This window comes from Archangium violaceum Cb vi76, assembly GCF_000733295.1.
GTDB lineage: Bacteria > Myxococcota > Myxococcia > Myxococcales > Myxococcaceae > Archangium > Archangium violaceum.
Map to the genome: position 1 here is coordinate 1 of NZ_JPMI01000351.1, position 26,493 is coordinate 26,493.

23 protein-coding genes and 1 pseudogene are annotated in these 26,493 nt (G+C 67.3%); 16 read left to right on the forward strand and 8 right to left on the reverse strand.

Annotation, left to right across the window (positions count from 1 at the left end):
- Positions 1–5: 5 nt before the first annotated feature.
- Entirely contained in the window at positions 6–1,304 is a 1,299-nt protein-coding gene (locus Q664_RS44740; protein WP_235217126.1) for a phospholipase C/P1 nuclease family protein, read from the reverse strand.
- Positions 1,305–1,486: 182 nt separating this feature from the next.
- Between Q664_RS44740 and Q664_RS44745 the strand changes: the two genes are divergently transcribed.
- Positions 1,487–3,313 (forward strand): methyl-accepting chemotaxis protein, encoded by a 1,827-nt coding sequence (locus Q664_RS44745; protein WP_043411366.1) that lies wholly within the window; start codon positions 1,487–1,489, stop codon positions 3,311–3,313.
- Between the two features lie 20 nt (positions 3,314–3,333).
- On the opposite strand, the gene Q664_RS44750 is transcribed toward Q664_RS44745, so the two are convergent.
- Positions 3,334–4,875, reverse strand: a complete 1,542-nt coding sequence (locus tag Q664_RS44750; RefSeq protein WP_043411369.1) for a hypothetical protein — start codon at positions 4,873–4,875, stop codon at positions 3,334–3,336.
- A gap of 170 nt (positions 4,876–5,045) precedes the next feature.
- Between Q664_RS44750 and Q664_RS44755 the strand changes: the two genes are divergently transcribed.
- The 7 genes from Q664_RS44755 (at position 5,046) to Q664_RS44785 (ending at position 10,497) form a co-directional block, all read left to right on the forward strand.
- Positions 5,046–5,240, forward strand: coding sequence for a hypothetical protein (locus tag Q664_RS44755; protein WP_043411372.1), 195 nt, complete (start codon positions 5,046–5,048; stop codon positions 5,238–5,240).
- A gap of 330 nt (positions 5,241–5,570) precedes the next feature.
- The gene (locus Q664_RS44760; protein ID WP_043411375.1) at positions 5,571–6,041 is read left to right on the forward strand and encodes an FBP domain-containing protein; all 471 of its coding nucleotides are present in this window, start codon (positions 5,571–5,573) and stop codon (positions 6,039–6,041) included.
- Positions 6,042–6,224: 183 nt separating this feature from the next.
- The gene (locus Q664_RS44765) at positions 6,225–6,908 is read left to right on the forward strand and encodes a hypothetical protein (RefSeq protein WP_043411377.1); all 684 of its coding nucleotides are present in this window, start codon (positions 6,225–6,227) and stop codon (positions 6,906–6,908) included.
- A gap of 99 nt (positions 6,909–7,007) precedes the next feature.
- A complete protein-coding gene (locus tag Q664_RS44770; RefSeq protein WP_043411379.1) occupies positions 7,008–7,580 on the forward strand; it encodes a tRNA-uridine aminocarboxypropyltransferase in 573 nt (190 codons plus the stop codon).
- Positions 7,581–7,776: 196 nt separating this feature from the next.
- Entirely contained in the window at positions 7,777–8,706 is a 930-nt protein-coding gene (locus Q664_RS44775) for a pentapeptide repeat-containing protein (RefSeq protein WP_043411382.1), read from the forward strand.
- A 339-nt stretch (positions 8,707–9,045) separates the two neighbouring features.
- On the forward strand, positions 9,046–9,807 hold the full coding sequence (locus Q664_RS44780) for a zinc-dependent metalloprotease (protein WP_043411384.1): 762 nt from the start codon (positions 9,046–9,048) through the stop codon (positions 9,805–9,807).
- 222 nt (positions 9,808–10,029) lie between these two features.
- Positions 10,030–10,497 (forward strand): hypothetical protein, encoded by a 468-nt coding sequence (locus tag Q664_RS44785; protein ID WP_152622704.1) that lies wholly within the window; start codon positions 10,030–10,032, stop codon positions 10,495–10,497.
- A gap of 111 nt (positions 10,498–10,608) precedes the next feature.
- Here Q664_RS44785 and Q664_RS44790 read toward each other — a convergent pair whose 3' ends face one another.
- Positions 10,609–11,475: an SRPBCC family protein gene (locus Q664_RS44790; RefSeq protein WP_043411390.1), complete on the reverse strand. Its 867-nt coding sequence runs from the start codon at positions 11,473–11,475 to the stop codon at positions 10,609–10,611.
- Between the two features lie 203 nt (positions 11,476–11,678).
- Between Q664_RS44790 and Q664_RS44795 the strand changes: the two genes are divergently transcribed.
- Positions 11,679–12,752: a hypothetical protein gene (locus Q664_RS44795; RefSeq protein ID WP_152622705.1), complete on the forward strand. Its 1,074-nt coding sequence runs from the start codon at positions 11,679–11,681 to the stop codon at positions 12,750–12,752.
- A gap of 50 nt (positions 12,753–12,802) precedes the next feature.
- On the opposite strand, the gene Q664_RS57045 is transcribed toward Q664_RS44795, so the two are convergent.
- From Q664_RS57045 to Q664_RS44805, 3 genes are read right to left on the reverse strand one after another with little or no spacing between them, the layout of a single operon-like run.
- Positions 12,803–13,015, reverse strand: a complete 213-nt coding sequence (locus Q664_RS57045) for a hypothetical protein (RefSeq protein WP_084610886.1) — start codon at positions 13,013–13,015, stop codon at positions 12,803–12,805.
- Between the two features lie 15 nt (positions 13,016–13,030).
- Positions 13,031–14,179, reverse strand: a complete 1,149-nt coding sequence (locus tag Q664_RS44800; RefSeq protein WP_043411395.1) for a galactokinase — start codon at positions 14,177–14,179, stop codon at positions 13,031–13,033.
- A 26-nt stretch (positions 14,180–14,205) separates the two neighbouring features.
- Entirely contained in the window at positions 14,206–15,267 is a 1,062-nt protein-coding gene (locus tag Q664_RS44805) for an aldose epimerase family protein (protein ID WP_043411397.1), read from the reverse strand.
- 211 nt (positions 15,268–15,478) lie between these two features.
- Between Q664_RS44805 and Q664_RS44810 the strand changes: the two genes are divergently transcribed.
- From Q664_RS44810 to Q664_RS55780, 3 genes are all read left to right on the forward strand, one after another.
- On the forward strand, positions 15,479–15,814 hold the full coding sequence (locus tag Q664_RS44810) for a hypothetical protein (RefSeq protein WP_043411400.1): 336 nt from the start codon (positions 15,479–15,481) through the stop codon (positions 15,812–15,814).
- 1,228 nt (positions 15,815–17,042) lie between these two features.
- The gene (locus Q664_RS55775; RefSeq protein WP_326938793.1) at positions 17,043–17,648 is read left to right on the forward strand and encodes a DUF6310 domain-containing protein; all 606 of its coding nucleotides are present in this window, start codon (positions 17,043–17,045) and stop codon (positions 17,646–17,648) included.
- On the forward strand, positions 17,645–18,400 hold the full coding sequence (locus tag Q664_RS55780) for a DUF5953 family protein (RefSeq protein ID WP_075207690.1): 756 nt from the start codon (positions 17,645–17,647) through the stop codon (positions 18,398–18,400). Before Q664_RS55775 ends, Q664_RS55780 begins: the two co-directional genes overlap by 4 nt.
- A gap of 28 nt (positions 18,401–18,428) precedes the next feature.
- Here Q664_RS55780 and Q664_RS44815 read toward each other — a convergent pair whose 3' ends face one another.
- Positions 18,429–18,977: a DUF2381 family protein gene (locus Q664_RS44815; RefSeq protein WP_075207689.1), complete on the reverse strand. Its 549-nt coding sequence runs from the start codon at positions 18,975–18,977 to the stop codon at positions 18,429–18,431.
- Positions 18,978–18,982: 5 nt separating this feature from the next.
- Here Q664_RS44815 and Q664_RS44820 point away from each other — a divergent pair.
- Positions 18,983–19,489, forward strand: a pseudogene (locus Q664_RS44820) (tyrosine-type recombinase/integrase); the annotation flags it as partial.
- 113 nt (positions 19,490–19,602) lie between these two features.
- On the opposite strand, the gene Q664_RS44825 reads toward Q664_RS44820, so the two are convergent.
- Positions 19,603–21,357 (reverse strand): M1 family metallopeptidase, encoded by a 1,755-nt coding sequence (locus tag Q664_RS44825; RefSeq protein ID WP_043411402.1) that lies wholly within the window; start codon positions 21,355–21,357, stop codon positions 19,603–19,605.
- Positions 21,358–21,475: 118 nt separating this feature from the next.
- Between Q664_RS44825 and Q664_RS44830 the strand changes: the two genes are divergently transcribed.
- From Q664_RS44830 to Q664_RS44840, 3 genes are all read left to right on the forward strand, one after another.
- On the forward strand, positions 21,476–23,866 hold the full coding sequence (locus Q664_RS44830; protein WP_043411404.1) for a 3-hydroxyacyl-CoA dehydrogenase/enoyl-CoA hydratase family protein: 2,391 nt from the start codon (positions 21,476–21,478) through the stop codon (positions 23,864–23,866).
- 88 nt (positions 23,867–23,954) lie between these two features.
- Complete coding sequence (locus tag Q664_RS44835; protein WP_043411408.1) at positions 23,955–25,127, forward strand: thiolase family protein; 1,173 nt, start codon at positions 23,955–23,957, stop codon at positions 25,125–25,127.
- Positions 25,128–25,417: 290 nt separating this feature from the next.
- On the forward strand, positions 25,418–26,493 hold a 1,076-nt coding region (locus Q664_RS44840; RefSeq protein ID WP_152622707.1), incomplete at its 3' end, for a M57 family metalloprotease.

Sequence of the window (26,493 nt, forward strand, 5' to 3'; positions counted from 1 at the left end):
GCGGCTCAGTTGTCACCCCAGGTGAAGCCGGTGCCGAGCATGAAGCCGATGCCCTGTGCCCACGGAGACGTGCGGGGAGCGAACGCGCGGTACTGCGCCTCGGCGCTGAGGGAGAGCCGCCGGCCGAGCATCGTGTGGAGCCGCAGGCCCACTGGCAACTCCGGGTGGAGCTGGCCCGCCTGGGAGGACAGCCCCGCGCCCACCGAGGCGCGCAGATCCAACCCTCGCGAGTAGCCGATCCGCGCCGTCAGCAGCGGGGGCGTGAGCACCGACAGAGACCAGGCACTCGCCCCGGTTCCTCCCGCGAGCGGATGGGCCAGGGCGCGCGCGAAGCTGGCCGAGAGTCCCAGGGACCAGGGGAGGGGGAACAGGGCACGCAGGCCCGCCACCGGCGCGGCGCCGCGCAGCGTGGTGATGGCACCTCCCAACACCTCCAGGCCGAGCACGGGAGCGGGCTTCCACAGCGGCTTCGCGGCCTGCTCGCGCGCCTGCGCCAGGGCGGTGAGCCGCTGCGCCGCGTAGAGGAGGAAGGCGCGGGAGTAGGCCACGGCCGACTCCACCCGCGCGTCCACGAAGTCGTCGTACGCCGAGGGGTCCACCTTCCACGTCCGTCCCTGCCAGCGCACCTCCTTCGAGTCGAAGGCGTTGCCCACCGCGCCATAGCCCCCGAAGGCCCCGGGCCCGGGAGTGGCGGGCGCGGCCCAGAAGGCGCTCCAGGGAATGGCGCCTCCCTCCACGGGCAGCGAGCCCATGCGCACCACCTCCAGCGTCTCCCGGGCCAGCGCGAGCTGCGCCTCCTCTCCGGAGAGCGGCGCGAGCTCCCGCCCCTCCTGGAAGACCGCCTGTCTCGCCGCGTGCTGCTCGAAGCGATCCGACAGACCGTGCATCACCGGCACCACGTGCATGGGGACCGCCATGTCCTGGATGTGGTGCACCAGGTGGCCGACGCGATCGAAGGCCCGGGCCAGGTCCCCGTTGCTCGCGGCCTCCTCGGCCTCCACCCACAGCATGCGCACGCGGGCCCCGGAGTCCTTGCGGAAGCCGGAGTCCAGCGACGTGCCCGGGTGGAAGAAGTGGTGGTAGCCGGTCCACTTGACGTGGAGGTTCAGGTCCTCCGCCCGGCTGCCCTCCACGATGGCGGCCTGGTGTGCCTCCAACTCGGAGTGCGCCCCCGTCGCGAGCACCGCGTTGATGGAGGCCCGGGTCATCGCCTCATGGTCCGGTACCGAGAAGGCACGGGCTCCCAGGGGCAGGAGGAGGGCGAGCAGCGACAGGAGCGGCAGGCGGGCGGCGTTCTTGGGCATGGCGCGGAGCCATCGTAACCGCCAGCATCCGGAACACTTCCCGGGGTCACCGGCGGGAGGGAAGCGCCTGCCTGGATGCTCCCCTGTTACTGAGACTCGAAAGTTCCGCCCGGGATGGCGGACGGGTCTTCTCCATCCCCCCGGCTGTTCACTGTCTGTACGGAGCCTCGTATGCTGGGCCCGTGCAAGCCAGCGCCTCCAGCAACTCTCCGCCCAACGACACCGGCCCGATCGTCCGCCGGATGGTCATCACGCAGCAGATCTACACCATGTTCGGGATCCCGCCCCTGGTGTACCTGATGATCCTCATCTCGGGGCTCGACGGGGCGCAGGCGATCGACGTCTCCAAGGTGCTGCTACCGGTCATGGTCCCGGTGATGGGTTTCGCCGTTCCGTACTTCGTCATCTACCTGTCCGTGCGCACCGCCCTGAAGGTGGTGCCGGGCGAGCCCCCTGGCGCGCGGCTGGCGCGCATCCTCAAGGTCCCGGGGGTGATCGACGCCACCACGCTCGTCACCACGATGCTCTCCTCGGGTCTCTTCGTGGGCCTGTCCGTGCTGCGGCACGGCAAGAGCCTCTGGACCATTCCGTGGGCCATGGGGACCATCTGGTTGCTGGTGGCGCTGCTGACGCTGCAGGAGCGGGTCTGGTTCGAGAAGATCCTCCAGCCCTACGCGCTCGCGGAGTTCTACAAGAACCCCGGACGGATGCCCCAGGGCCATGGCTTCCTCTGGCCCCGCCAGTCCTGGTACCTCCCGTACGCCTTCGCCATCTTCGTGGCCTGCACGCTGGCGTCCATCGGTACCATCATCGGCCGGCAGGCGTACGACGCCCATGAGATGCTGATGAGCCGGCTCGACAAGGTGAGCCCGGCCGAGGTGGCCCCCCTGGTGCGCCAGGTCATCCAGGTGCTCCTGGATGGCTCGGTGCTGCCGATGGTCCTGGTGGGCGCCTACCTGCTGATCAGCTCCGCGCTGGCGGCCTGGTTCCTGGCGCGGCGGCAGACGGAGGGCACCCGGAGCGTGCAGCTCACCCTGGAGGGGCTGGTGCAGGGCAGGCCGCGGCTGCCGGAGTGGGTCTCCACCGACGAGGTGGGCGATCTCTCCGCCACCACCGCGCGCGTCTTCGCGCAGCTCAAGTCCTTCGCCAATTCGCTGCAGTCCTCCGCCCAGGCCCTCCGGGACTCGGCGGAGCAGCTCGGGCAGTCCACGGGCCGGCAGACGGAGGTGCTGACGCAGCAGGCCTCCGCCCTCCAGGAGACGCAGGTTACCGCGCAGGAGATCAAGCACACGTCCGTGCTCGCCTCGCAGAAGGCGGAGGCCATCCTCAAGCAGACCGAGCGGGCGGATCAGATCTCCGCCGTGGGCGACACCGCCCTCAAGGAGGGCCTGGAGGGCATGCAGGAGATCGGCTCCCAGGTGCGCGAGATGGCCACGAGCATCCGCTCGCTGGACGAGCGGGCCCGGCAGATCGCCCACATCACCACCCTGGTGAAGGGGCTGGCGGACCGCTCCAACATGCTCGCGCTCAACGCGGCCATCGAGGCGGTGCGCTCCGGCGAGGCCGGCAAGGGCTTCGGCGTGGTGGCGCGGGAGATCCGCACGCTGGCCGATCAGTCCATCAAGGCCACCCGCGACATCACCGAGATCCTCCAGGACATCAGCAACGCCATCCTCTCCACGATGACCATGATGGATCAGGGCTCGGATCGCGTCGAGGTGAGCCTGCGGCAGATCCGCGACTTCAGCACCCAGGTGCAGCAGCTCTCCGGCATCGTCCGGGAGAACGCCTCCTCGGTGCGGCAGATCACCGTCGCCGTGAGCCAGCAGGACGTGGGCATCGCGCAGATCTTCGAGGCCGTGAACGATCTGTCCAAGGGCATGGATCAGACGATGAACCAGCTGCGCGCCTCGGACGACGTGCTCGCGCGGGTGCGGAGCGTGGCGGAGCAGGTCTCCAGCATCGTCGCGGGCTACGGCTTGCAGGAGCAGGAAGGCCCGCGCTCGTAGCGCGGGCCCCTCCGGCCGTCTCACTCCGCCAGGCTGTCCCGGTCGAGCTCCAGCGCGAGCATGGCGCTGCGCTCGAAGACGCGATCCAACCGGAAGGGCCGGTAGAGCTCCTTACCGGTCCAGAGCATCTCCTGCTGCTCCGGGGGCACGTCCTTCTGGGCCTCCATCCACCGGGCGGCCCGCTGGAGGGCGCGCTTCACCTCGGGCCCGAAGAGGCCCTGGTCCCGCAGGGCGCGCAGGGCATGGACGGCATAGGCCGTCTCCAGGAGCGAGGGCGTGGACGCCATGCCCCATCCGCCCCCGGCGTGCTGGGCCCGGAGCAGGGCCTCCGCCGCGGGCCGCACCACGTCGGTGGCCCTCGCGCGGCACAGCGCGAGCATCACCTGGGAGGTGCTGTAGAGCCAGGAGGCGTGCCACTTGTCCATCCTCCACAGGCCATCGGCGCCCCGCTTCTCGGCCAGCCAACGCACCTGCCGCGACACGTCCTGGCCGAGGATCGCCAGCGCCATCACGCCATGGGCGGTCGTCGTCACCGAGGGCTGCATCTCGTGCGCGTAGGTAATGAATTGCCCGTCCGCCAGCTGGTAGCGCTGCAGCAGGCCGCCGTCCACGGCGTAGCCCGAGTCCTTCTGCATGGCGACGCAGGTGGAGGTGATGTCCCCGTCGCAGACGAAGAACTCGCTCATGCCGTAGCCCTCCGGGCGCACCGCCCGGTACAGGGCGTCGAGCTGGGGGCGCACGACGTCGCGCAGGCCCGGGTGCTCCAGCAGCCCCGTGGAGAACAGGGCCAGCAGGCTCCAGGACTGCTCGTAGTGCACGATGGGCCACACGGTGGGCACCACGCCCGGAATGCCCATCCTGGTGGCCTCCGCGGCCGCCTGGAGGAATGCCTCCCCTCCGCTCACCTCCGGGAGCTCCCGGGCTCCGGGCGCGGCGGCCCGGCGAAGGCGCAACCAGTGCGCGGTGGCCGCGGGGCTGTTGCCCACGCCCTTGGAGTCATCGAGCACGTTCATGTCGGGCTCGGTGCCCCACGCCTCGAAGGAGTGGATGGGCGCGGTGCCGGCCCGGTGCTTCATCCGGGCGATCAACCCCCGCCTCCGGGTGCCCAGCGCGCTCAGGGACTGGAAGGGCTGGTGGGGCAGGGTGATGCCCACCGCGGCGGCTTCTTCCAGCAACCGCGGGAGGATGAGCTCGGCGGCCACGGGGATGTCATCGGGCGGAGGGCCCTCGAAGGCCCACACCTCGGCGGTGCGGCGGAAGAACTCGATGCCGCCTTCCACGGCCTTGCGGCTCTCCGGCGTGTCACTGGTGGCTCGCAGCGCCAGCACGGCCGCGAGCGTCGGGATGTGCCGCGCCAGGGGCATGAGCTCCGAGCCCCAGCCTCCATCCGGGCGCTGCTGGCGCATCAGCCACCCGACGGCCGGCCGGGGATCCTCGGGGGGCGCGTAGCGGAGGACCTGCGCGGTGTCATAGACGGACGGAGTGAGGACTCCGCCCTGGGCGCCGAGCAATTGAATGTCTGCTTTGAGTTGAGCGATGAACCACTCGGGGGTCGAGGGCATGTGGATCACCTGAGGGGGTGGGGGTAGCCCGACTCCTAACACGGGGGTTCCACCTGGAGGAATCCGCCCCGGTCCTCCACCCGTGGGATGCCGTCCCGGTGTTGGTGTTTTTTTCCCAGCTCACGGTAGCGGCGGCGAGAGGGCTCGCCATGCGGTAGAATCCAGGGCCTATGAGCGACTCCTCCAACAAGTCCCAGCAGTTCGGACAGCCTCAGGAAGAGACGAAGAAGAACACGAAGGTGTTCAATCTCCGGGTGAAGATCGATCCGTACCTGAAGGTCCCGGCCGAGAAGAAGAAGCGCCAGGAGGAGAAGTTCGATCCCTTCGCCGTCAACTTCTCGGCCCCCAAGCCCGAGGACTTCTGAGGGCGGACACGGCCACCGGGAGGCACCGTCCCCCGTGTTGGCACTCGCGGCGGCTTCCGCGAGAACACAGACATGAAAAGGCTCCCCTGTCCGCGTGGGCCTGGCCGCTCCAGGCCTGACGAAGTCTTCCTTTTCGTTGCCACGCTTTGGATTGTCCGAGGAGCCGGGCCGTTGCGTCGCGGGCGAGCGGTCTCCGCCTCGAGTGCCCTCCGGCGAGCCTGACGAGCGCCCGCGCACACCGGAAGCGTGCACCCACTCCGCTGAAGCCCTTATGAAGGGAGTGCACAGACGGCCCCGGGCGGGACATGGGGCAGCACCGAGGAGAGGATGATGTTCCGGATCGAGACAGAGAAGGATCTGCTGCAGGCATTCCGCCCGAGGGACCGCAAGACGCTCGAGCTTCCCGCGGGCCTGAAATTCCCACTCTTCGTCCGCGACTACCTGGCGTGGACCGAGCCGGCCGGGACGCGGGTGTTCCTGGTCATGCCTTCGCAGGGCAGCCGGCTGCCCGTGGGCGTCGCCTTCCGCCGGGACTCGCAGGGCGGTGGACCGGGCTCGTGCATGTGCGACTGGTGCCACTCCTACGGCACGGCGGACGAGATCGGGATGCTCACCACGGATGTGAACTCGAAGCGCCGGGTGGGCGTGAGCCTGTGCCTGGATTTGCGCTGCAAGGAGAAGCTGGAGATGGCGGCGGACCTGTCCGGCCGGCATCCGCTCGAGGTCATGAAGCCGTTGATGGAGCGCATGAGCCGCTTCACGCGCGAGGCGCTCCACATCGAGACCGTCCCGGAGGATTGAGTCCGGCCCCTCCTCGCCGGCTCGAGGACGCGAAACGAGCGAAGTGACCCGGGGAGGTGGGTATCCCACCTCCTTTTCTCCTCTGGGCAGGAGGGCCGTACCCGGGCCGCCGCCCTGACCGGAGATGTCAGACCCACCCGGTAGTGTTGCTTCATTCCCAACACCGGCAAGGAAGGGTCTTCCGTGGCTGATTTCCGTGAGAATCCGTGCGTCTCGGTCAACAAGCTGGGCCAGTACCTCACCGCCCGGCCCGCGCTGCGCAAGCGCATCATCCACGCCCAGAAGAACCCGTGTGATCCCAAGTACCTGCGCTACCCGGAGGCGGCCCAGGCCATCGTCGAGTTCCTGAGCAACGGCCGGGACGAGTCCATCCTGCGCTACCACCAGCACCGGCTGCTCCACGCGGAGCCCGGGTCGGACTTCGACGCCCACCGGCTGGCGCTGTGCGTCGAGGCCCTGCAGCACTTCCTGAAGGCCTCGGGCGAGCTGGCGCTGACCCACGCGGTGGCCAGCCCCGCGGACGAGGGGCTGCCGCCGCTGGCGCTGGCGGGGGTGGCCATCAACGTGCGGCCGGAGCTCCTCCTGCGCAGTGTGGACCGCCATGGGGTGATGCGCTCGGGGGTGCTGAAGCTCTACTTCTCCAAGCACACGCCGCTGGACGAGACCTCCGGGCAGTACATCGCCACGGTGCTCCAGTTGTTCGCCGAGCAGAACCTGAAGCAGCAGGGCGAGGTGGACCACCGGCTGGTGCGTGTCTTCGACGTGTTCGCGGGCAAGGTGTTCGTGGCCCCCAAGGCCCGGCAGCGGCGGTTGGGGGACGTGCAGCTGGCGTGCGAGGAGATCGCCGCGCGGTGGGACATGAACTGAGCGCAGCGCCCTGCCCTCCGAGGAGGCTGCCAGCGGCCCCGGGTGGAAGCGGAAACGAACGCTTCTCTTCCCGGGGCCAGCGGAACAGGATGCCGGAGGATGTCTTCTCGTGTCTCCCAGCGACCCCGCTGTCCCCGCTGCAACCTCCCGCCGCACCTGTGTCTGTGTGCCGAGATTCCGCGGGTGGAGACGCGCACCCGTTTCCTGCTCGTCCAGCACGTGGTGGAGACGTGGAAGAAGAGCAACACCGGGCGGGTGGCGGCGCTGGCGCTCACGAATTCCAGGCTGCTCATCCATGGCGCACGGGGTGAGTCCCTGGACACCGCCCTGCTCTCCGAGCCCGGCACCTGGCTGCTCTACCCCGATGGACCCACCGCGCCGCCGGACGCCCCCGCGCCGCGGCAGTTGGTGGTGCTGGACGCGAGCTGGTCCCAGGCGCGGCGGATGACGCAGCGGTTGCCCGTGCTGCGGGCGCTCCCCCGGCTGGTGCTGCCGCCGCCCGAGCCCGGAATGCTCCGGCTCCGCGAGCCCACGCACCCGTCCGGAATGTCCACCCTGGATGCGATTGCCCGCGCGGTGGTGGCGCTCGAGGGTCCGGAGGCGGCGGCGCCGCTGGAGCGGCTGGCCGCGCTTCGGGTGCAACGGATCGCCGAGTGCGGGACGCTGTATTGAGCCCACGGTTGGAAACCCAACCGATATTCCTGGCTGACCAGGAATTCAGCCAGCTTGTTGTCCGGGAAAAGACAGAGCTCGTTTCAGTGTCATCGGCTGAACGTGTCCGCTGGCCATCATGGTGGCGCTGTCCACCCCCATCCATCGGAGAGCTCAAAACATGCACGACCTGCCGACTCGTGGTTCCTCGAGCGGAATGACGTCACGGGTGTTGGCCCCGTGGGCCCTTGCCTCCGTGCTCCTGCTGGGAGGCGCCTCGGGCTGCGCACCGGACGCAACCTTCCCCGAGGAGTCCCTGCCCCTCCAGTCCACGGCACAGCCCGCCATGAGCCTCAACGGCATCGAGCTCAACGGTATCGAGCTCAATGGCACCAACCTCAACGGAACCAACCTCAATGGGACCAACCTCAACGGACTCAGTGCCATTGGCCTGAACGCGCCTGACTTCCGCGCCTGGTTCAATCAAGACGTGACTCGCCACGCCATGTTGATGAAGTACGTGGTGCAATGCGCGGTCCCCGCGGGACAGCAACGCACCTTCATGAACCTGCAGACGCTCACCACGTACACCTGGAGTGGTGCCCTGGGTCTGGCGCCGGATTGGGCGAGTGGCCAGCCGGCGACGACGGCGGAGCTGCGGATTGTCTCCGCGTGCCTGGCCGCGCATGTCAATCCCTACGGCCAGCATGTCTCCATCTCCGTGTTGGGATTGGATGCAAAGGGTCAGCCCACCCCCTACACCTCCGAGGAGCTGGAGAGTCATGGCCTCAGGGAAGGCTGCTTCTTCGGCGATCTGTTCCAGAACGAGCCGGTCCTCTTCGTCGGCAATGACGGGCTCTCGCTGAGCAGCGGTGAGAGCACCTCGCGGGCCTGCGCCCAGGGGAGCACCCTCCAGGGGTGTGCCCCCCTGGTCCACGTGGGCCAGTGCGAGGACATCTGCACCCGTGATGCGTCGGGCACCTTCTACACGTCGTGCACCTGGAATGGCGTCACCTATCCGCCCATCACCACGCGCGTGCGTCAGGCGGACCTCTACAGCTGTGGGGACGGGGTGTGCCAGGTGACGGAGCGCTGCGGGATGGGAATGTCCGCCGCGAGCTGCGGCCTGGACTGCGGCTCCTGCTGAAGCGCCGTGGCGCTCCGAGTGGGCAGGCCATGTGCCGGGATGCTCCTGGCACATGGCCGTAGTCCCCGTGGGCCCGCTGTCCGAGTTTCGGACAGTGTGTCCGAGACTTGGACAGTCTTGGAGCCCCGCGCACAACCCTTTGAGCTGACAGAGGATTCACCCGGAATCGTCAGGGCTCTTTACAGAAAATCCCAGTGCGGCTGGAACTCCATGTTCCAGGGTTGAGCAGGTATTGTCCGCTAAGTTCTTGTTTTCTGGTATTTCGAGGGTTGGCCCGGGGATTGCTCAGTTGGGCGGTGCCGCGTCCAACCCCTGTTGTCCCTCGAAAAGGAATCCTCCATGCGTAAGCTCTCCATGGCGTTGCTGGCCGGTGTTGCCCTCGTGGGCTGCGGTGTCGATCCGCAGGCCGAGAACCAGGAGATCATCTCCAACCTGGTCGAGGCCGGCTTCCCGGCCGACGACATCATGGTCGTCGAGGATGCCGTGTACGTGGGCCGTGACGCTCACGTGACCCTCGAGGCGTCCCGCGAGATGCTCCAGCCCGCCAAGGGCGCGGAGCAGTACCGCACGACCAACCTCGTCAGCAGCAGCGTGACGAAGATCTGCGTCGTCCCCACCTCGCAGTTCAACAGCTACAGCCGTCTGAGCGCGGGCCTCGATCTGGCGATCGCCAACTACAACTCGCAGGGGCTCAGCTTCACCATGGCGCGGGGCTCGGCCGCCGACTGCAGCGTGACCATCACCGCGAAGACCATGAGCGGCACCGGCGGCTCCGCGGGCTTCCCCAAGGGCGGCAAGCCCTACGGCACCATCAATATCGGTACCGGGCTGCAGAACTACAGCGATGACGTGAACGAGCACGTCATCACCCACGAGCTTGGCCACTGCATCGGTTTCCGCCACACGGACTACTACGATCGGTCCATCAGCTGCGGCGGCTCCGCCGCCAACGAGGGCCCCTCCAACGTGGGTGCCATCCACATCCCCGGGACGCCGACCGATGCCCGGGTGGGCGGATCGATCATGAACTCCTGCTTCCGCTCGACCGAGTCCGGCGAGTGGAGCAGCTCGGACCAGACCGCGCTGAATTACCTCTACTGAGAGAGGGCGCGACAGCCCCCCGGGTCCGTTCGTGACTCCGTGGGGCGCGCTTCTCGCGGGCACCGCACTCCCGGGCTTCGGCCCATGGAGCCGCGGTGCCCGTGGCATTTCCGGCCCACGGCATGGGGGGCCCCCGGCCCCGCACCACGAGTGCCGTCATGAAGTGTACGCGTGAGCAGGTGCGTCATGGTAGAAAGAGGGAGAAGCGCTTGACTTCCTCGCATGCGTTCGCCGACTTCGCCGATTACCGTGGATGATTCACTCTGGCCCCTGGTCCGGGTGACGTTTCCGCGCGTCATCACGAACGCGCAACAGGCGGAGCTGTTCGAGCGCGTCCTGTCCTATCTGAAGCCGGGGCAACGGCACGTCGCCCTGGTGGACTTCCGCCAGCTCCAATCACTCACGTCCGAGCAACGCGAGCAGCAGTGGAATTTCCTGCGGGAGCAGGCCGTGTTGATGCGCCAGTGCTCGATGGGGATCGTGGCGCTCATCAACTCTCCGACGCTGGCGCTGGTCGCCCGGACGATCATCCACCGCATCAAACCCTCGGTGGTGCCGTACTCCATCCTGGCCTCGTGGCCGGCGGCGGTGTCGTGGGCGGCGGATCGGCTGCGGGACAACGGTCTGGTCGAGCACGCCTCGCAAGTACGGCAACGTCTCGTCGTGGTTCCCGGGGGACGCGTGGGCTGAGCCCTCGGCGGCTTCCTTCAGCGCCGCGGGCTCGGCTCCCTCATCCCCGGAAGAGAGGCTCAGGGCTTCAGGACCGCGGGGATTCAGCCCTGGGGGGCGAGCTCCCCAATTTCAGCCCTGGGGGGCGAGTTCCCCGATGAGTGGCCGCCACCTGGGCCCGAGCTCGTGTAGCCGCTTGAGCTCGGCGAGCCCCGCGGCCCAGCCCGCCTCGTGCTGCGCCACGTTGTCCAGCTCGTCGCCCTGGAAGCCCTGCTGGAGGAAGGTCAGCCGGGTCTTTCCTCCGGCCTCCGTCAGCTCCCAACGCGTGGTCATCCCGGGCTCGGCGTAGGCCAGGAGCCGTCCCGGCTGGAACTCGGAGATCGTTCCATCCGCTCCCAGGGTGATGCGTCCTCCGACGCGGGGCTCGACCTCCGCCTCCCACCCGAACCAGCGGGAGATCCGCGCGGGGTCGATGAGGGAGTCGAAGACCTGGGAGGGCGGGGCGGGGATGGTCAGCTCGATGCGGATCTCGTTGGAGCGGCTGGCGCTGAAGTCGCACCGGGGGGTGAGCTCGCGCCCCTCGGCCCACTCGGCGAGGTTGGCGAGGGCCAGTCCCCAGAAGGTGTGAAGCGTGTGCAGGCCGTCGCGCCGCCCGGTGGGCGCCATCAGCTCCTCCATGGGGGGGATGCCATCCTGGCTCAGGGCCAGGAGGGTGGCGGAGGGCCCCGCGTCCTGGAGCTGGAACATGACGTTCGTCCGTGTCCCATCCAGCGTCCAGGCGAAGCTCAGGAGCTTGTCGGGCTGGGCGATGAGCAGTTGCTGCCGGCCCCGCTCGCCTTGCGGCGTGTAGCGGCCCCAGAACTCGAAGCGCCGCTCGGGCAGGGACACCTCGGCGAACTCGGCCAGCCAGGCGCGCAGCGCCGCGGGGTCGGTGAGCGCGCGGTAGACCGTCGCGCGAGGCGCGGCCACGTGCACCATGGCCTGAAACGTACCGCTCATCGGGCTTCTCCTTGGGAATGACGGGCCACGATAGCGGTGTGCCACGTTCCCCGCCAACGACCTCCACGGGACTCACCTGCGCACCCCCCGGGAGGTTCCAACGCACCCGTGAAGGGATTGACACGAGTCAATGCTCATGGACTCATCGTCATCTGGGCAAAAAGGGTTTTCCCAGCGAACGAAGCGCATTGGACGGTGCGACCATGATTATCAAGCTTTTCCTTCTGTTTCTCATGGCCTGGCTTCGGGGTATTCCCGGCGCCGGTGGTCTCCTGCTTCTGGGGCTCTACTTTTTCTACATGCTCAGATTCAGATACAGAGGCTACTACGGCAGATTGTCAGAGTCGGAGAAGGCGACGCTCAGACTCCAATCCGATGTCGACAAACACGGCATGCGCTCCCAATGGGACATCATCCCATGGCCGGGGACTTCCAAGCACGTCATTCGTAAGTGGACCTGGGACCGGATCGCGCTGGATACGACGCTCAAGAAATCCGTGGAGAAAACCAGCACGTCGCTCACGAATGCACTCGAGAAACTCGATACCTACGCCAGTCAGCATTCATCGTCAGGTCATCACCCGTACAGCGGGACGTTGGCGGTGTTCGATTCCTCCAAGATGCGCCATACCCCGGCGCAGGCGCTCTCTCTTGTGAGCAATACCCTGGCGAGAAGCAGCAATGCCTGGACCGATCAGGCAATCTGCATGCTGGGTGGCACGTTCGTCATCTGCGCCGAGTCGTATAAGAAAGACATCAAGAAGCACTTCGACGAGAACAACAAGAAAGAGCCACGCATGGCGTCCGGCACGGATGCCGAGCTGTCTCGCTTCACATGGAAGATCGGCCAGTTCGCCACGACCCTGAGGTTCCCGACCGGCCTCGCTGATTTTCTGCATAGCGTTCTTCGACGGATCAATCCGTGGGATCGCCATGCCGTCGTCAAGTACCGGGATGAGGATTACTATGCGCCTACAACGATGTTTGGCGCCTCCGCGACCATCATGAAGGTGCTCAAACTCTGCGAAGCCATCGGGTTGAGCGACGAGGATAAGATGTTCGTCGGTTACAGCGTGGCCCTGCATTGGATCGACAAGTACCTGAACGACGATTCGTGGATCCGAGGGGGCGTTCTGACCCCTGACCGCCACTCCTTGCTCGAGGCGTTGCAAGGCATGTATGCCTACATCGAGAAGGACCCGACGGCCGCCGCCGACGCGCTGGTCAAGATGTATCAGGAAGCAGATGAGGCGCGCCTCGCGGACAAGAGAAAGTAGTTCCTGGGTCGTCCCGAGGATGGCGGACTCGGACTCCCGAGCCGCTCGGTTCAGGGGGCCCCGCGGGGAATCCGTGTCGGCGTGTAGGACGGCCCGAGCACCCGGGGGCCACCCTGGTCCCAGGCGATCGGATCAATGCACATCCGGCGAGCCGTCCGCGCCGGATCCCACTTGTGCCCGGGGCCGATCACCTTGTCCGGCACGGTGCGCAACAACCGCGGGACGCCGGCAATGCCATACGTGCTCGCGTCTGGCGGACGCACCCAGGACCAGCACCGTCACCGGTGGGTTTCCAGCACGCTCGCCCCGTCCGCGGCGTGGCACACGTAGAGGTGCGGCGTGTTCCCCGTGGCCTGGGTGTACTTCTCGTGGAGGGTCCGGACGAACGCATCGGTCTGCTCGGGCGCGACCAGGGCCACCGCGCAACCACCGAAGCCGGCTCCCGTCATGCGGGCTCCGAAACAACCCGGCTGCGCCCGTGCCAGCGACACGATGGTGTTGAGCGCGTCGTTGGTCACCTCGAAGTCGTCGCGCAGGCTGTCGTGGCTGGCGTCCATCAGCTTGCCCAGCCGCGTGAGGTCTCCGGCCCGCATGGCCTCGGCGGCCTGCAGCGTGCGCTCGTTCTCGGTGATCACATGCCGCGCGCGGCGGCGGACCAGCGGGTCGAGCTCGTTCTGGCGCGCCGACAAGGTCCGTGAGTCCACGTCACGGAGCGCCTTCACGCCGAAGAACCGCGCGGCCTGCTCGCACTGGCCGCGGCGCTCGTTGTAGGCGGAGTCCACCAGCCCCCGGCGGGTCCCCGTATCGAGCACGACCACCACGGCGCCCGTGGGGACGGGCACGGGCTGGAGCGACAGGCTGCGGCAGTCGATGAGCAGCGCGTGGTTCTCGCGGCCCCCCGCGACGATCATCTGGTCCATGATCCCCGAGTTGACGCCCATCCACTTGTTCTCGACCCGCTGGCCGAGCAGCGCCATCTCCGAGGGCTTCCACGGCAGCCCGCTCACGGTGGCGAAGGCGCGCTCCATGGCCATCTCCACGGCGGCGGAGGACGAAAGGCCCGCGCCACGCGGCACGTTCCCCGTCATCACCGCCTCCAGGCCCCGCAGCGTGTGACCGGCTTCCTGCAGCGCCCAGGCAACGCCCTTCACGTACTCCGACCAGTCCGTGCCGGTGTGGGAGATCCGCCCGAGCTCGAAGGAGAGGGACGCGTCGTAGTCGAGCGAGTGGACGACGACGCGGCGGTCATCGCGCGGGCGCAGAGCGATCCACACCTCGCGATCGATGGCGATGGGGAGCACGAAACCGTCGTTGTAGTCGGTGTGCTCCCCGATGAGATTGACCCGGCCCGGAGACCGTACGACCGCGGTGGGGGCCGCGCCGAAGCGTTTGCGGAAATCCTGCTCGACCTGTTCGCGTAGCGTCATCGTTTCTCCAGAGGGGGCGCCTGGGTTCACCGGCCCGAGACGGAAAACCTGTAGACGGAGCGCGAGTGATAGTGCTCGCCCGGGCGCAGAATCGTCGAGGGGAAGTCCGGCTGGTTCGGCGAGTCCGGCAGGTGCTGTGTCTCCATCGCGAAGCCGAAGCGGTGGTGGTAGACCGCGCCCTTCTTCCCCTTCAGCGTGCCGTCGAGGAAGTTGCCGGAATAGAACTGCATGCCCGGCTCGGTGGTGTGGATCTCCATCACCCGGCCGGTGGTGGGCTCCAGGACGTGCGCGGCCAGCGATAGCGCGCCGGCCCTTTCCTGGTTGAGCACGAAGCTGTGGTCATAGCCCTGCCCATTGCGGAGCTGTTCGTCGTCCTGGCGGATGCGCGCGCCAATGGGCGTGGGCCGCCTGAAGTCGAACGGCGTGCCCGTCACGTCGCGCAGCCCGCCGAGCGGGATGGAGGTCGGATCGATCGGGACGAAGCGGTCCGCGTTAAGCGTGACGACATGGCCCAGGATGTCGCCCTTCCCATCGCCGGCCAGGTTGAAATAGCTGTGCTGCGTGAGATTGACTGGCGTCGCCTTGTCGGTGGTGGCGTGGTAGTCGAAGACGAGCGCGTCATCACCCGTCAGCGTATAGGTGACCTTCGCGCTCAGGGTCCCCGGGTAGCCCTCCTCTCCGTCGGGGCTCACGTAGGTGAGAACGAGGCCCATGCCCTGCTCGTTCTCGAAGGGCTCCGCGGTCCACACCACCTTGTCGAAGCCCTCGAGGCCACCGTGCAGGTGGTTCACGCCGTTGTTCGTTGCCAGGGTGTATGGCTGGCCATCGAGCGTGAACCGGCCCCGGGCGATGCGGTTGCCATAGCGGCCGATCAGCGCGCCGAAATACGGGGTTTCCACCAGGTAGTCCGCCAATGCGTCGTAGCCCAGCACCACGTCGTCGAAGCGGCCGTCCCGGTCCGGCACCCGCAGGCCGAGGATGATTCCGCCGTAATTGGTGACTCGCGCCTCGATTCCCCTCTTGTTGGTGAGGGTATAGACCTCGACGGGCTGTCCTCCTGGGGCCGTACCGAAAGGGGTCCGTTCCACGACGTCTCCTGGCATGAAGAGGAATGCGCGCGGCCTGTCTCGTGGGGGGCCGAGCGGACCGCGGACCGTATAGCACGCAGGGCATGCCGCGAGAGGTGTTCCGCCGGCCAGGGGTGGTTGTCGTTGTCGCCTTCACCAGTGTGCGGGTGGACGGCGTGCTCGGCCTCCGTGCCGTGCGCACCAACTGGGCGAGGCTGGCCGGATCCCCGGCGTGTCCAATTGGTCCTACAACCTCGTCGCGATGTACGAGCGCGAGAAGCTCTCCGCCCGTCTGGCCTACAACTACCGCTCCCGGTGGATCACCTCCTACGTCCAGAACCCGGACGGGGACGGGTTCACGGGTGAGTACGTGGATGGCGTGTCGCGCCTCGATTTCTCGGCGAGCTACGCGCCCTGGGAGAAGGTCAGCTTCACCTTCGACGCGTCGAACATCCTCGGCAATCCCTTCCGGAACTTCCGGCAGTTCACGCCCGAGGGCGACACCTACCCCCGCGACGTGCGCTACGAGGAGAGCGTCTACTCGCTGGGCATCCGCGTCCGCATCTGACGCGCAGTAAAGGCGGCGGGAATCGAACCCGTGAACGAGGCGATGGAAAACCCTAGGCAGGACGCGCTGTTACCCGCTATCGCCTTGATTCTCCTGGGGTTCGTCATCCCGTCCCGTCCCACCCTGTGCCCTTGTGTTCCGCCCCTTTTCCCGCTGGCGGGGCACACTGGGGGCACATGCGCCCCCCGTCTCACCACCCATCCGTAGGGACGGCGGTTGTTGCACACCTGGAGCATGGCGACGAGATTGGGCTACCGTCGTGGGCATGTCGGATGCGAACGAGCTACCAGGGGCAGGCAACTACTGCGACGACTGTGGCGAAGTTTTGCGGTCCAGCATTGACAGCAAGAGGAAGTGGTTCAAGTCGTGCCCCAACTGCTCCGGGGTCGCTACCGATCATCATGCGTTCAGGCGACCTGAAGAGTTCGGCACGACAAACCCACGGATTACCGACAACCACCCAGACGGCATCCAGAGTTGGTGCCGCAAGTGCCGAGAACTCAATTTGCCGCACCGCACAGGGCGGGCGAATGACGCGAACTACGTGAGGTGTAGCGACGTGCGCGATGCTGAATTTGCTCTAACACGTCCGAAGCCTCCGGCAGTACGTCGGAAGAAGTAGCAGCAGACCGCTCTCGTCTGGAGCCTGGGTCCCGCTACGGTTCCTGGCGCGCTCCACCAGCCCAGCAGGCAAGCCTCGACGCGAGCACGGCGCCCTGTTTCCTGCACCACGCCCGAGGATGAGCTGCCCGCTGCGTTGGCGCTCGCCCTGGCCCGAGCTGCGGCTGCGGCACCCGTCCCCCTTCCGTGCCCCCGGCGCGCTCGTTCGTAGCCGGGGGGGGGCGCGCTGTCATACTCCGAACGGCCCCACCAGGACCCGCCAGGTCCTGGCTCCAAGGGAGGACCGGCCATGCGTCTCCGAGCGTGCTTCGCACTTCTGCTCTTTCTCTCAGCCTGTACGACGACCCCCCCAAACCCAAGAGAGCCAGCGGCTCGCGACCCGAGGCTCGCCAACCTCCAGCGCGCAGCGAAGCTGCCCTGGACGGACGGGGGGCGGTGCGCCGTCCGCGAAGCTTCTGAGCCCTGGCCCGAGCTGGCGGAGCGGTGCTTTCATGCCCTCGACCATGACCGGGTTCGGTTTCGGGACATCACGGGCAGATGCGCCGTCGCCTCCGCAGGTGCGGCAGTGGGCGTCGGACTCTGTGTCTTGGCGGCACCGGAGATCGTCGTGGGCGCGGTGATCGTCGCGGGCGTGGTGGTGGTGGGATTCGCCATCAAAGAGGCCCTGGATGCGTATGCGCTGGATATGGGCCACCCCGAGGAAAGGCCCGCGCCTGAAACGCGGCCCGTGCCTGAGACAGCGCCCGCCCCGCAGAAACCCTCGCCGGAAAAAAGGCCCAAGCCGGAGCCCAGAGGGCCGGACTTCCCCCCCGTGGGGCCAACCGACATCTCCGAACGAGAGCGACGTCGCAGGTGCGAGCCCATACCGGAACCGCACGCGGGCGAGGACTACGCGCATAACAAGTGCGCCGATCAGTTTCCGCCCAACCGTTATCCTGGAATGGATGTGCTCGTGGGCGGTGTGAGCTTCGATGCATTGCAAGTCGGCGTGCGTGTGCTCTGGGAGATCAAGACCCATCGATTTGATGCATACCCTGATTTCATTCAAGACAAGGAGATCAAGAAGGAAATGATTCAAATAGAAAAGCAGCGAAAAGCTGCGGCGGCATGCGGATATGGTTATGTTGTTGGGGTGAGCACCCAAGCGCACAAAGACGCGCTGCTCGATGAGGACCTCAATCTCAATGTTGTTGTTACGGGGTGCACACGATGACCAGGCGGAGGACTCTCATTTTCATAGTCTACGCGCCTGCTCTTTTGGGCAACGACCGCCGCGCGCTCAATAGCGTCCATGGAATGGAAAGGGCGCTCCCCGGCTTGCGCCTGGAGTGGCGGCTCTCCGAAGGCGGGCGACCCATCGCATTGCCGCAGCGCGACGCGTGGCTCGTAGAAAGCATTGAGGACGGGGGATTCCCTCTCGTGTGCAACGGGGACGAGAGTCACCCCGTGACGGTTTGGGGAATGGGAAAATCGGGACTCTTAAGCGCGGGCGGTCAGGACCAGTTTGAAGTGCATGCAAAACTGCCACTAGGCGAGCCCGTGATCGCGGCAGCAGCGAATGTGCTGGAAGGAATGGCGGAAGGGGCGCGCGCATTTTGGGGGCGCGTGCTGCCGAACGGAGTTGCGGCGGAGATGGCGCAGCAGGTTCGCCATTCGGTGGATCAACCGCATGCTCCGCCCCGGGGACTCCCAACGCTCAATCTTCCCTCACACATTCGCTCGCCAGCAATTCCACATCACCTCGGGTGGCTGAACTACTGGTCAGCCGCTGCCGCACGGGCCATCGGCTTTCCGGACCCCGCCCGCGACGCGGACCTGCTCTCGCGATCACGGCGCACGGCGTCGGGAGGGTGGGTTGTGCAGCTCACCGATGCACCGCTCGACCTGGACAACCTCGCCCACCTGGACGCGCTTAAACGAGCCTACGCGCGCTTCCCGGAGATTGGCGGGCGCGCTACCCCTTGAGGCTCGGCACGGCTCGCGCTGGCCGTGCTCAGGGCCCCTTCGCTTTGCCCTCGGGGAACGTGACGCTCTCAAGGGTGACGGTGCGCGGCCCGGTTGCCTCCCACAGCTTGAGGGTGCAGGGGCAGCCGAGCTGCGCGCGCTCCCCCTCGATGCCCACCACGACGGCACCGGCCCCATTCGCGGGAATGGGCGCCTCTTGCCACCGGGCAAGCTCCACCTCTTCCCCCGCCTTGTCCACCAGCGCCGCCCCCGCGAGCGTCCAGGGCTCGGCACCGGGGTTCTTGAGGGCCAGTCGCGCAGCCACGCTCACCGGGCGGGTCTCGTCGCTGAGCGTGTAGCTGAAGCTCTTCGTCGCTTCCAACCCGAGCGCGTTTCCCGGCTGCTCCCTCACCGACCCGAAAAGCGGCCGTGATGCGAGGGTCCCGGCACGCTCCAGCCATGCGACCCCCATGAGCCCGCCCGGCTCCTCACGCTCGGCCAGAAGCCTCGCTTTCTCCTCTTGGCACTGGCGCGCTTCAGCCTGTGCTTCGTCGCGCTCTTTCTCGCAAACGTCTGGCGGGCGCGGCTTCCGGAACACATACGCAAGGCGAACTGATCGGGCTCCAGTGGGGCGACGTGGACTTGCAGCGCGGCAAGCTGCACGTCCGGCGGACCATCTGGCGCGGGGTGACGGGGCTTCCGAAGGGTGGTCGCGAGCGGACGGTCGATCTCCCGGGCTCGGCCCTGGAAGCGCTCAAGGCACACCGGCACCTGCGCGGTCCCTACGTGTTCTGTCAGGCGGACGGGCAGCCGCACACGAACGGGACCATGAAGGGCCCTCTTGAGCGTGCGCTTCGCGAGGCGGACATCTGCCGCGAGCAGGGCCGCATCGGCTGGCACGACCTGCGGCACACCTACGGCAGCCACCTCGCGATGCGTGGCGTGCCGCTCAAGGCGATCCAGGAGCTGATGGGGCACGCGACCATCGAGATGACAGAACGCTATGCGCACCTGTCCCCCGAGATGCTCGCGAGCGCAGTGCAGCAGCTCGACCGGCCTGTGCCCCAGCTCCACGCCGTTCCGGCCAGAAGCGCCGAAGGAGCACACTGAGGGCACATGCGGAAACGAGGGCAAAGAAAAAGCCCAGTAACCCCTCGGGATTACTGAGCTTCTGAGTGTGGAAGCGGCGGGAATCGAACCCGCCGCCTCCGTGCGCCTCGCGGCTACGCGCGGTTGAGGATGGACTCGACCGCACCCCGGGCGATGGGGTGGTAGCGCTCGGCGTAGCGGTTGAACAAGCTGCGCGCCAGCGCCTTGCCCTCGGACGTGGACGCCAGCGCCCCATATAGCGGCTTGAGGTACTTCATGCGTCCCACCTCGCCCAGGAAGGCCTCCGTGCGCCCCAGCGCCGGTGCCCAGCCCGCTCGCAGCGACACCGTCAGCCACGACACCAGCACCTCCGCGTTCTGGCTCTTCGTCAGCTGGAAGCGATCCTCCAACTGCCGGAACACGTCCTTCGACGTCCCCTGCGGCAGCGACTGGAGGTAGAGCTGCCACTCCGCCGGTGTCCAGTCCTTCACGTCCTCCTTCGTGGGCACCTTGGACTTGTAGCCCGTCATCCGTTCCAGCCGCTCCGAGCGTGGCACCGGCGCGCTGCCCGGAATGCCCGGCTTGTTCAGGTAAGTCTCCGCGTCCACCTTCGCCAGCGCCCCCGGCAGGTGCTTCTCCACGAACGCCGTGAACTGCTCCGTGGTCAGCGCCTGGAACCGGTGTGCTTCCAGGTATCGTTTCAGGAAGGCGTCGAACGCCGGCCGGCCCACCGCGTCCTCCAATGCCCTCAGCAGCAGGTATCCCTTCTCGTAGGGAATCTGGGAGAAGGCCTGGTCCGGATCCACGCCCGTCAGGTGCGTGCGCAGCGCGGTGAGCTCCGGATGCGCCTTGAAGTGCTGGATCGCGTCTTCCAGCACGCGCCGGCCCAGCGCCGCGTGCAGCTTGGACACGTCCTCCCCGTAGAGCGCCTCGACGATGCGCCGCTCGGCGAACACCGTGAAGCCCTCGTTCAGCCAGAAGTGCTCGGCCGTTGCGTTCGTCACCAGGTTGCCCGTCCACGAGTGCGCCAGCTCGTGCGCCACCACGGTCACCAGGCTCTTGTCTCCCGCCAGCAGCGAGGGCGTCAGGAACGTCAACCGCGGGTTCTCCATGCCCCCGTACGGGAACGACGGCGGCATCGTCAGCAGATCGAACCGCTCCCAGTCATACGGGCCGAAGAGCTCCTCCGCCGCCCGCAGCATTGCGTCCACGTCCTCGAACTCCTCGGCCGCCTCCTCCAGTACCTCGGGCTCGGCCCACACGCGCGAGCGCGGGCCCAGCTCCTTCGCCGCCAGCCTCCCCACCGCGAAGGCCAGCAGGTAGGGCGGAATCGGCTGCGGCATCTCGTAGCGCTCCACCGCCTCCACACCCTGTTCCTCGCGCCCCACGAAGCCCGCCGCCATCACCGCCTTGAGCTCCTTGGGCACCGTCAGCTCCGCCTTGTAGCGGATGCGGATTCGCGGCGTGTCCTGGAGCGGCATCACCGAGCGTGCGTGGATGGCCTGGCACTGGCTGAAGAGGTACGGGTACTCGCCTCCCGCCGTCTGGGCCGGCGTCAGCCACTGCAGCGCGCTCGCCCGCGGGGACGTCCGGTAGCGGATGGTGAGCTGCTTCGTCCCCGGGCGCAGCTCCACCCTCAGGCGGCTGCCGAGGATGGGCTCGGGCGGCGACAGCAGGTAGGGTAGGGGCTTGCCCTCAGCGTCCACCACCGAGCGGATCTCCAATTCTCGCGTGTCCAGGTCCAGCGGGCCGGCGGATGCTTCCTTCAGGGTGAGGGTGGCCTCGGCGTGCAGCCGGCGCGTGCGGAAGTCCACGCGCGCCTTCCAGGTGAGGCTCTCGGTCTCGGGTTGGGTGTCGTCGTTGTACGAGTGCGGATCGGGTCGGGCCATGGGGGCTCGCACCTTACCCTCCACCGGCCGGAGACAGGGGCCTCAAGAGCCGGTTGACTTTTGAATCAACCGGCGCAATGTCTGGTGCCATCCTTTTTCAATTCGGGAGCCTCTTTCGATGACGATGCGGATCCGCAAAGTGGCAGTTCTGGGCGCGGGCGTGATGGGCAGTGGCATCGCCGCGCACCTGGCCAACTCGGGCGTACGTGCGCTCCTGCTGGACATCGTCCCGCCCAAGGCGGCGCCGGGCGAGGACACGGCCTCCAAGGCCTTCAAGAACAAGTTCGCCCAGGGGGCCCTGGCGAACATGCGCAAGCAGAAGCCCAGCCCCATCGTGTCCGAGCAGGTGTTCACGGCCATCGAGGTGGGCAACTTCGAGGACGACCTCGGCCGGCTGGCCGAGTGTGACTGGGTCATCGAGGTGGTGAAGGAGGACATGGCCGTCAAGCAGGCCCTGTTCGCCAAGGTGGAGCAGCACGCGCGCAAGGGCACCATCATCAGCTCCAACACCTCGGGCCTGTCCATCAAGGGCATGCTGGAGGGCCGCGGCGCCGACTTCCGCAAGAACTTCCTCGTCACCCACTTCTTCAACCCCGTCCGCTACATGAAGCTGCTGGAGCTGGTGGCGGGCCCCGAGACGGACCCCGAGGTGGTGAAGAGCATCCACCGCTTTGGCGAGGAGGTGCTCGGCAAGGGCATCGTCTACGGCAAGGACACCACCAACTTCATCGCCAACCGCGTGGGCACCTACGGGATGATGCGCACCATCTCGGAGATGCAGAAGGCGGAGCTGACCATCGAGGAGGTGGACAAGATCTTTGGCCCCGCCATGGGCCGCCCCAAGTCCGCCGTGTTCCGCACCGCCGATATCGTCGGCCTCGACACCTTCAGCCACGTGGCGAAGAACTGTTACGACACGCTCACCCAGGACGAGGAGCGTGACGTCTTCGCCATCCCCGAGTTCCTCCAGAAGATGGTCGCCAAGGGGATGCTCGGCGACAAGAGCGGCGGCGGCTTCTACAAGAAGGACAGGAGCGCGGGCGGCAAGGACATCCTCGCGCTGGACCTGAAGACGCTCGAGTACCGGCCGCAGAACAAGGTGCGCTACGAGTCGCTGGGCGCCGCCAAGGAAGTGGAGAACGTGCGCGAGCGCGTGGCCACGGTGATGAACGGCCAGGACAAGGCCGCGAAGTTCGCCGAGCGGATCACCCTGGACGTGCTCGCCTACGCCAGCCGCCGGATTCCGGAGATCGCCGACGACGTGGTCAACATCGACCGCGGCATGCGCTGGGGCTTCGCCTGGGACCTGGGGCCCTTCGAGACCTGGGATGCCTACGGCGTGAAGAAGGGCCTGGAGCGCATGAAGGAGCTGGGCCTCAAGGCCGCCCCCTGGGTGGAGGAGATGCTCGCCAAGGGCCGGACGAGCTTCTACGGCGTGGAGAACGGCAAGGACACCTACTGGGACATCCCCAGCAAGTCCGTGAAGGTGGTGCCGGAGAACGCCCGCACGTCGCGCGTGGAGTACCTCAAGCGCGGCAACAAGAAGATCACCGGCAATGACAGCGCCACGCTCTGGGACATGGGCGATGGCGTGACGCTGCTGGAGTTCCACTCGAAGATGAACTCCATCGACGACAACATCATCGCCATGATGAACACGGCCCTGGACGAGACGGAGAAGAACTTCCGCGGCCTGGTCATCGGCAACGATGGGGCGAACTTCTCGGCGGGCGCCAACATCATGGCGCTGCTGTGGGGCGCGAAGAACGGCGAGTTCGACACCATCCGCAACATGGCGTCGGGCTTCCAGGCGGCCAACCAGCGCATGCGCTACAGCCCGGTGCCGGTGGTGACGGCGCCCTTCAACCTGACGCTCGGCGGCGGCGCCGAGACGGCCATGGGCGGCAACGCCATCCAGGCCTCGGCCGAGCTGTACATGGGCCTCGTCGAGGTGGGCGTGGGTCTCATCCCCGGCGGCGGCGGCACCATGCAGCTGCTGCGCAACGTGTACGGCCCGTACTCGGCGGACAAGGACTTCGACGCCTTCCCCTTCATCAAGAAGGTGTTCCTGGCCATCGGCACCGCGAAGGTGGCCACCAGCGCCGAGGAGGCGCGCGAGCTGGGCTTCCTCAACGCCAACGATGGCATCAGCGCCAACCGCGACTTCCTGCTGTCGGACGCCAAGCAGCGGGTGATCGGCATGGCCAACGCGGGCTTCCGCGCGCCGCGGCCCACCCGCTTCCGCCTGCCCGGCGCCAGCGGCTACGCCACCATCGACATGCTGCTCTACGACATGGAGCTCAACGGACAGGTGTCCGCGCACGACCGGAAGATCGCCCAGAAGCTGGCGCGGGTGCTCACTGGTGGCGACACCAGCCCGTCGCTGCTCGTCACCGAGGAGCGGCTGCTGGAGCTGGAGCTGGAGGCGTTCCTGAGCCTGTGCGGCGAGGAGAAGACGCAGGACCGGCTGATGCACATGCTCGAGAAGGGCAAGCCGCTGCGCAACTGAGGCGGCGGCGTTAAGCGAGTTTCCAAGTCATCCATTGATAGAAGATTTCGAAGCCCGGGGGTCGCTCCCCGGGCGAGGAGACAGACAGATGCCCGGTCGAGTCGTGATTGCCAGCGCGGTGCGCACCCCATTCACCCGCGCGCACAAGGGAGAGTTCAAGGACACCCGGCCCGATACGCTCGCGGCCCTCGCCATCAAGGAGGCCGTGGCGCAGGTCCCCGGCCTGAAGCCCGAGGAGGTCGAGGACGTGATCCTCGGCTGTGCCATGCCGGAGGCGGAGCAGGGGATGAACGTGGCGCGCAACGCCGCCCTGCTGGCTGGCCTGCCGGACACCGTGCCCGGAATGACCATCAACCGCTTCTGCTCGTCGGGCACGCAGTCCATCGCCCAGGCGGCGCAGGCCATCAAGGCGGGGATGATGCAGGTCGCCGTGGCCGGTGGCACCGAGTCCATGACCATGGTCCCCATGGGTGGCAACAAGGTGAGCGCCAACCCGGAGATCATGGAGAAGTACCCGGAGGTCTACACCTCCATGGGCGCCACCGCGGAGAACATCGCCTCGCGCTACAACGTGTCGCGCGAGGACGCGGACAAGTTCGCCTACGAGAGCCAGCGCCGTGCCGCCACCGCGCGCGAGCAGGGCAAGTTCAAGGAGGAGATCTTCCCCGTCACCACCACCGTCTTCGACGAGGAGGGCAAGGCGCACCAGGTGACGGTCTCGGTGGACACCATCCTGCGTCCGGACACCACGCTGGAGGGCCTGGCCAAGCTCCGCCCCGCCTTCAACCAGAAGGGCGTGGTGACGGCCGGTAACGCGTCGCCGCTGACGGACGGCGCGGCGGCCGCGGTGGTGATGAGCGAGGAGAAGGCCCAGCAGCTCGGCGTGAAGCCGCTCGGCTACTTCCTGGACTACCAGGTGGCCGGCGTGCCGCCGGAGATCATGGGCGTGGGCCCGGTGCCGGCGGTGAAGAAGCTGCTGGCGAAGAACAACCTCAAGGTCGAGGACATCGACGTCTTCGAGCTGAACGAGGCCTTCGCGGCGCAGGCGCTGTACTGCATCCGCGAGCTGGGGATTCCCCTGGACAAGGCGAACCCGAACGGCGGCGCCATCGCGCTGGGCCACCCGCTGGGCGTGTCCGGTGCGCGCCTGGTGGCCACCCTCCTGCGCGAGCTGAAGCGGCGCAACGGCCGCTACGGCGTGGTGACGATGTGCATCGGCGGCGGCATGGGCGCCGCGGCCCTCATCGAGCTGGCGAAGTAATCCACGCTCCTCCCTCTCCCCCTGGGAGAGGGTTGGAGTGAGGGATCCACGAGGCCTCTCCGGGCTCACGCCTGGAGGGGTCTTCGTGTTTCCAGGCCCGGGGGCCCACGGTGTGTCCGGGGCGGCAACCCGGGGCGGGGAAGGGTGTGGCCCGCGAGGCAGCAGGAGATGCCTTCCTCCCGGGAGTTGCAGAGAGGCACGGGTTTTCCAGGAGACAGGCACGACCTCTGCAGAGAGGCGTGTCTTGGCGGAACTCGTTCACCGTCCTTCTTCCTTCAGGAGCCTCTTTCATGACCATCCGGAATCCATCGCGTTGTTCCTCCCGACGGCGTCTCATCGGCGTGCTGGCGGGACTGTCCCTGCTGCCGCTGGTGGGCTGTGATGCCCCGGAGAGCCAGCAGGCCAGGGGTGAGGACGTGGGGACGACGGCGCCGGGCTTCGAGGAGTTCGCGGCGACCGTGTTCCAGGAGCCGGAGAGCGGCGCCTACATCGTGGATGGGGACGTGGCCCTGGAGAGCCGGGAGCAGTTGCGCGAGTTCTACGAGCGGTACGTGCGCCAGGGGGCACTCATCGTCCATCGGGTGGGCAGCGCCGACGCGAAGTGGGATGACACCCAGAAGTTGAACCTGACCTACTGCGTGAGCACGGCCTTCGGCTCCCGGTACGGCACGGTGGTGCAGGCCATGGCCGACGCGGCCCGGGCCTGGGAGCGGGCGGCGCGGGTGGACTTCATCCACGTGTCCAGCCAGGACGGCGCCTGCAACGCCAGCAATGGCAACGTCGTCTTCGACGTGAACCCCGTGAACGTGAATGGCCAGTACCTGGCGCGCGCCTTCTTCCCCAACTACGCCCGGTCGGGCCGCAACGTCCTCATCGACTCGAGCGCCTTCTCCGTGAGCCCGCCGACCACGCTCACCGGCATCCTGCGGCACGAGCTTGGCCACACGATCGGCTTCCGTCATGAGCACACGCGGCCCGAGTCTGGTGCCTGCTTCGAGGACAACAACTGGCGTCCGCTGACGCCCTATGACTCCGCCTCGGTGATGCACTATCCCCAGTGCAATGGGACCAACTCGTGGGCGCTCGAGCTGACGCAGCGGGACAAGGACGGCGCCAGGCTGCTCTATGGCACTCCCATCCGGTGCACGCAGCCGGTCTCCTACCATGATGGGAGCCAGCTGGCGGCCCAGTACGACGGAGCCAACTGCTACATCAAGCCGATCCCCGCTGGCGCTTCCGCCTTCGTGCAGAACAACAATTACTACATCCAGTCGCGGCCAGGCACGTATTGCCCCCAGGGCAGCTTCGATGGGGCCAATTGCTACGTCATGCCCAAGCCGGCCCGGGGATTCATTCTCGGCAACAG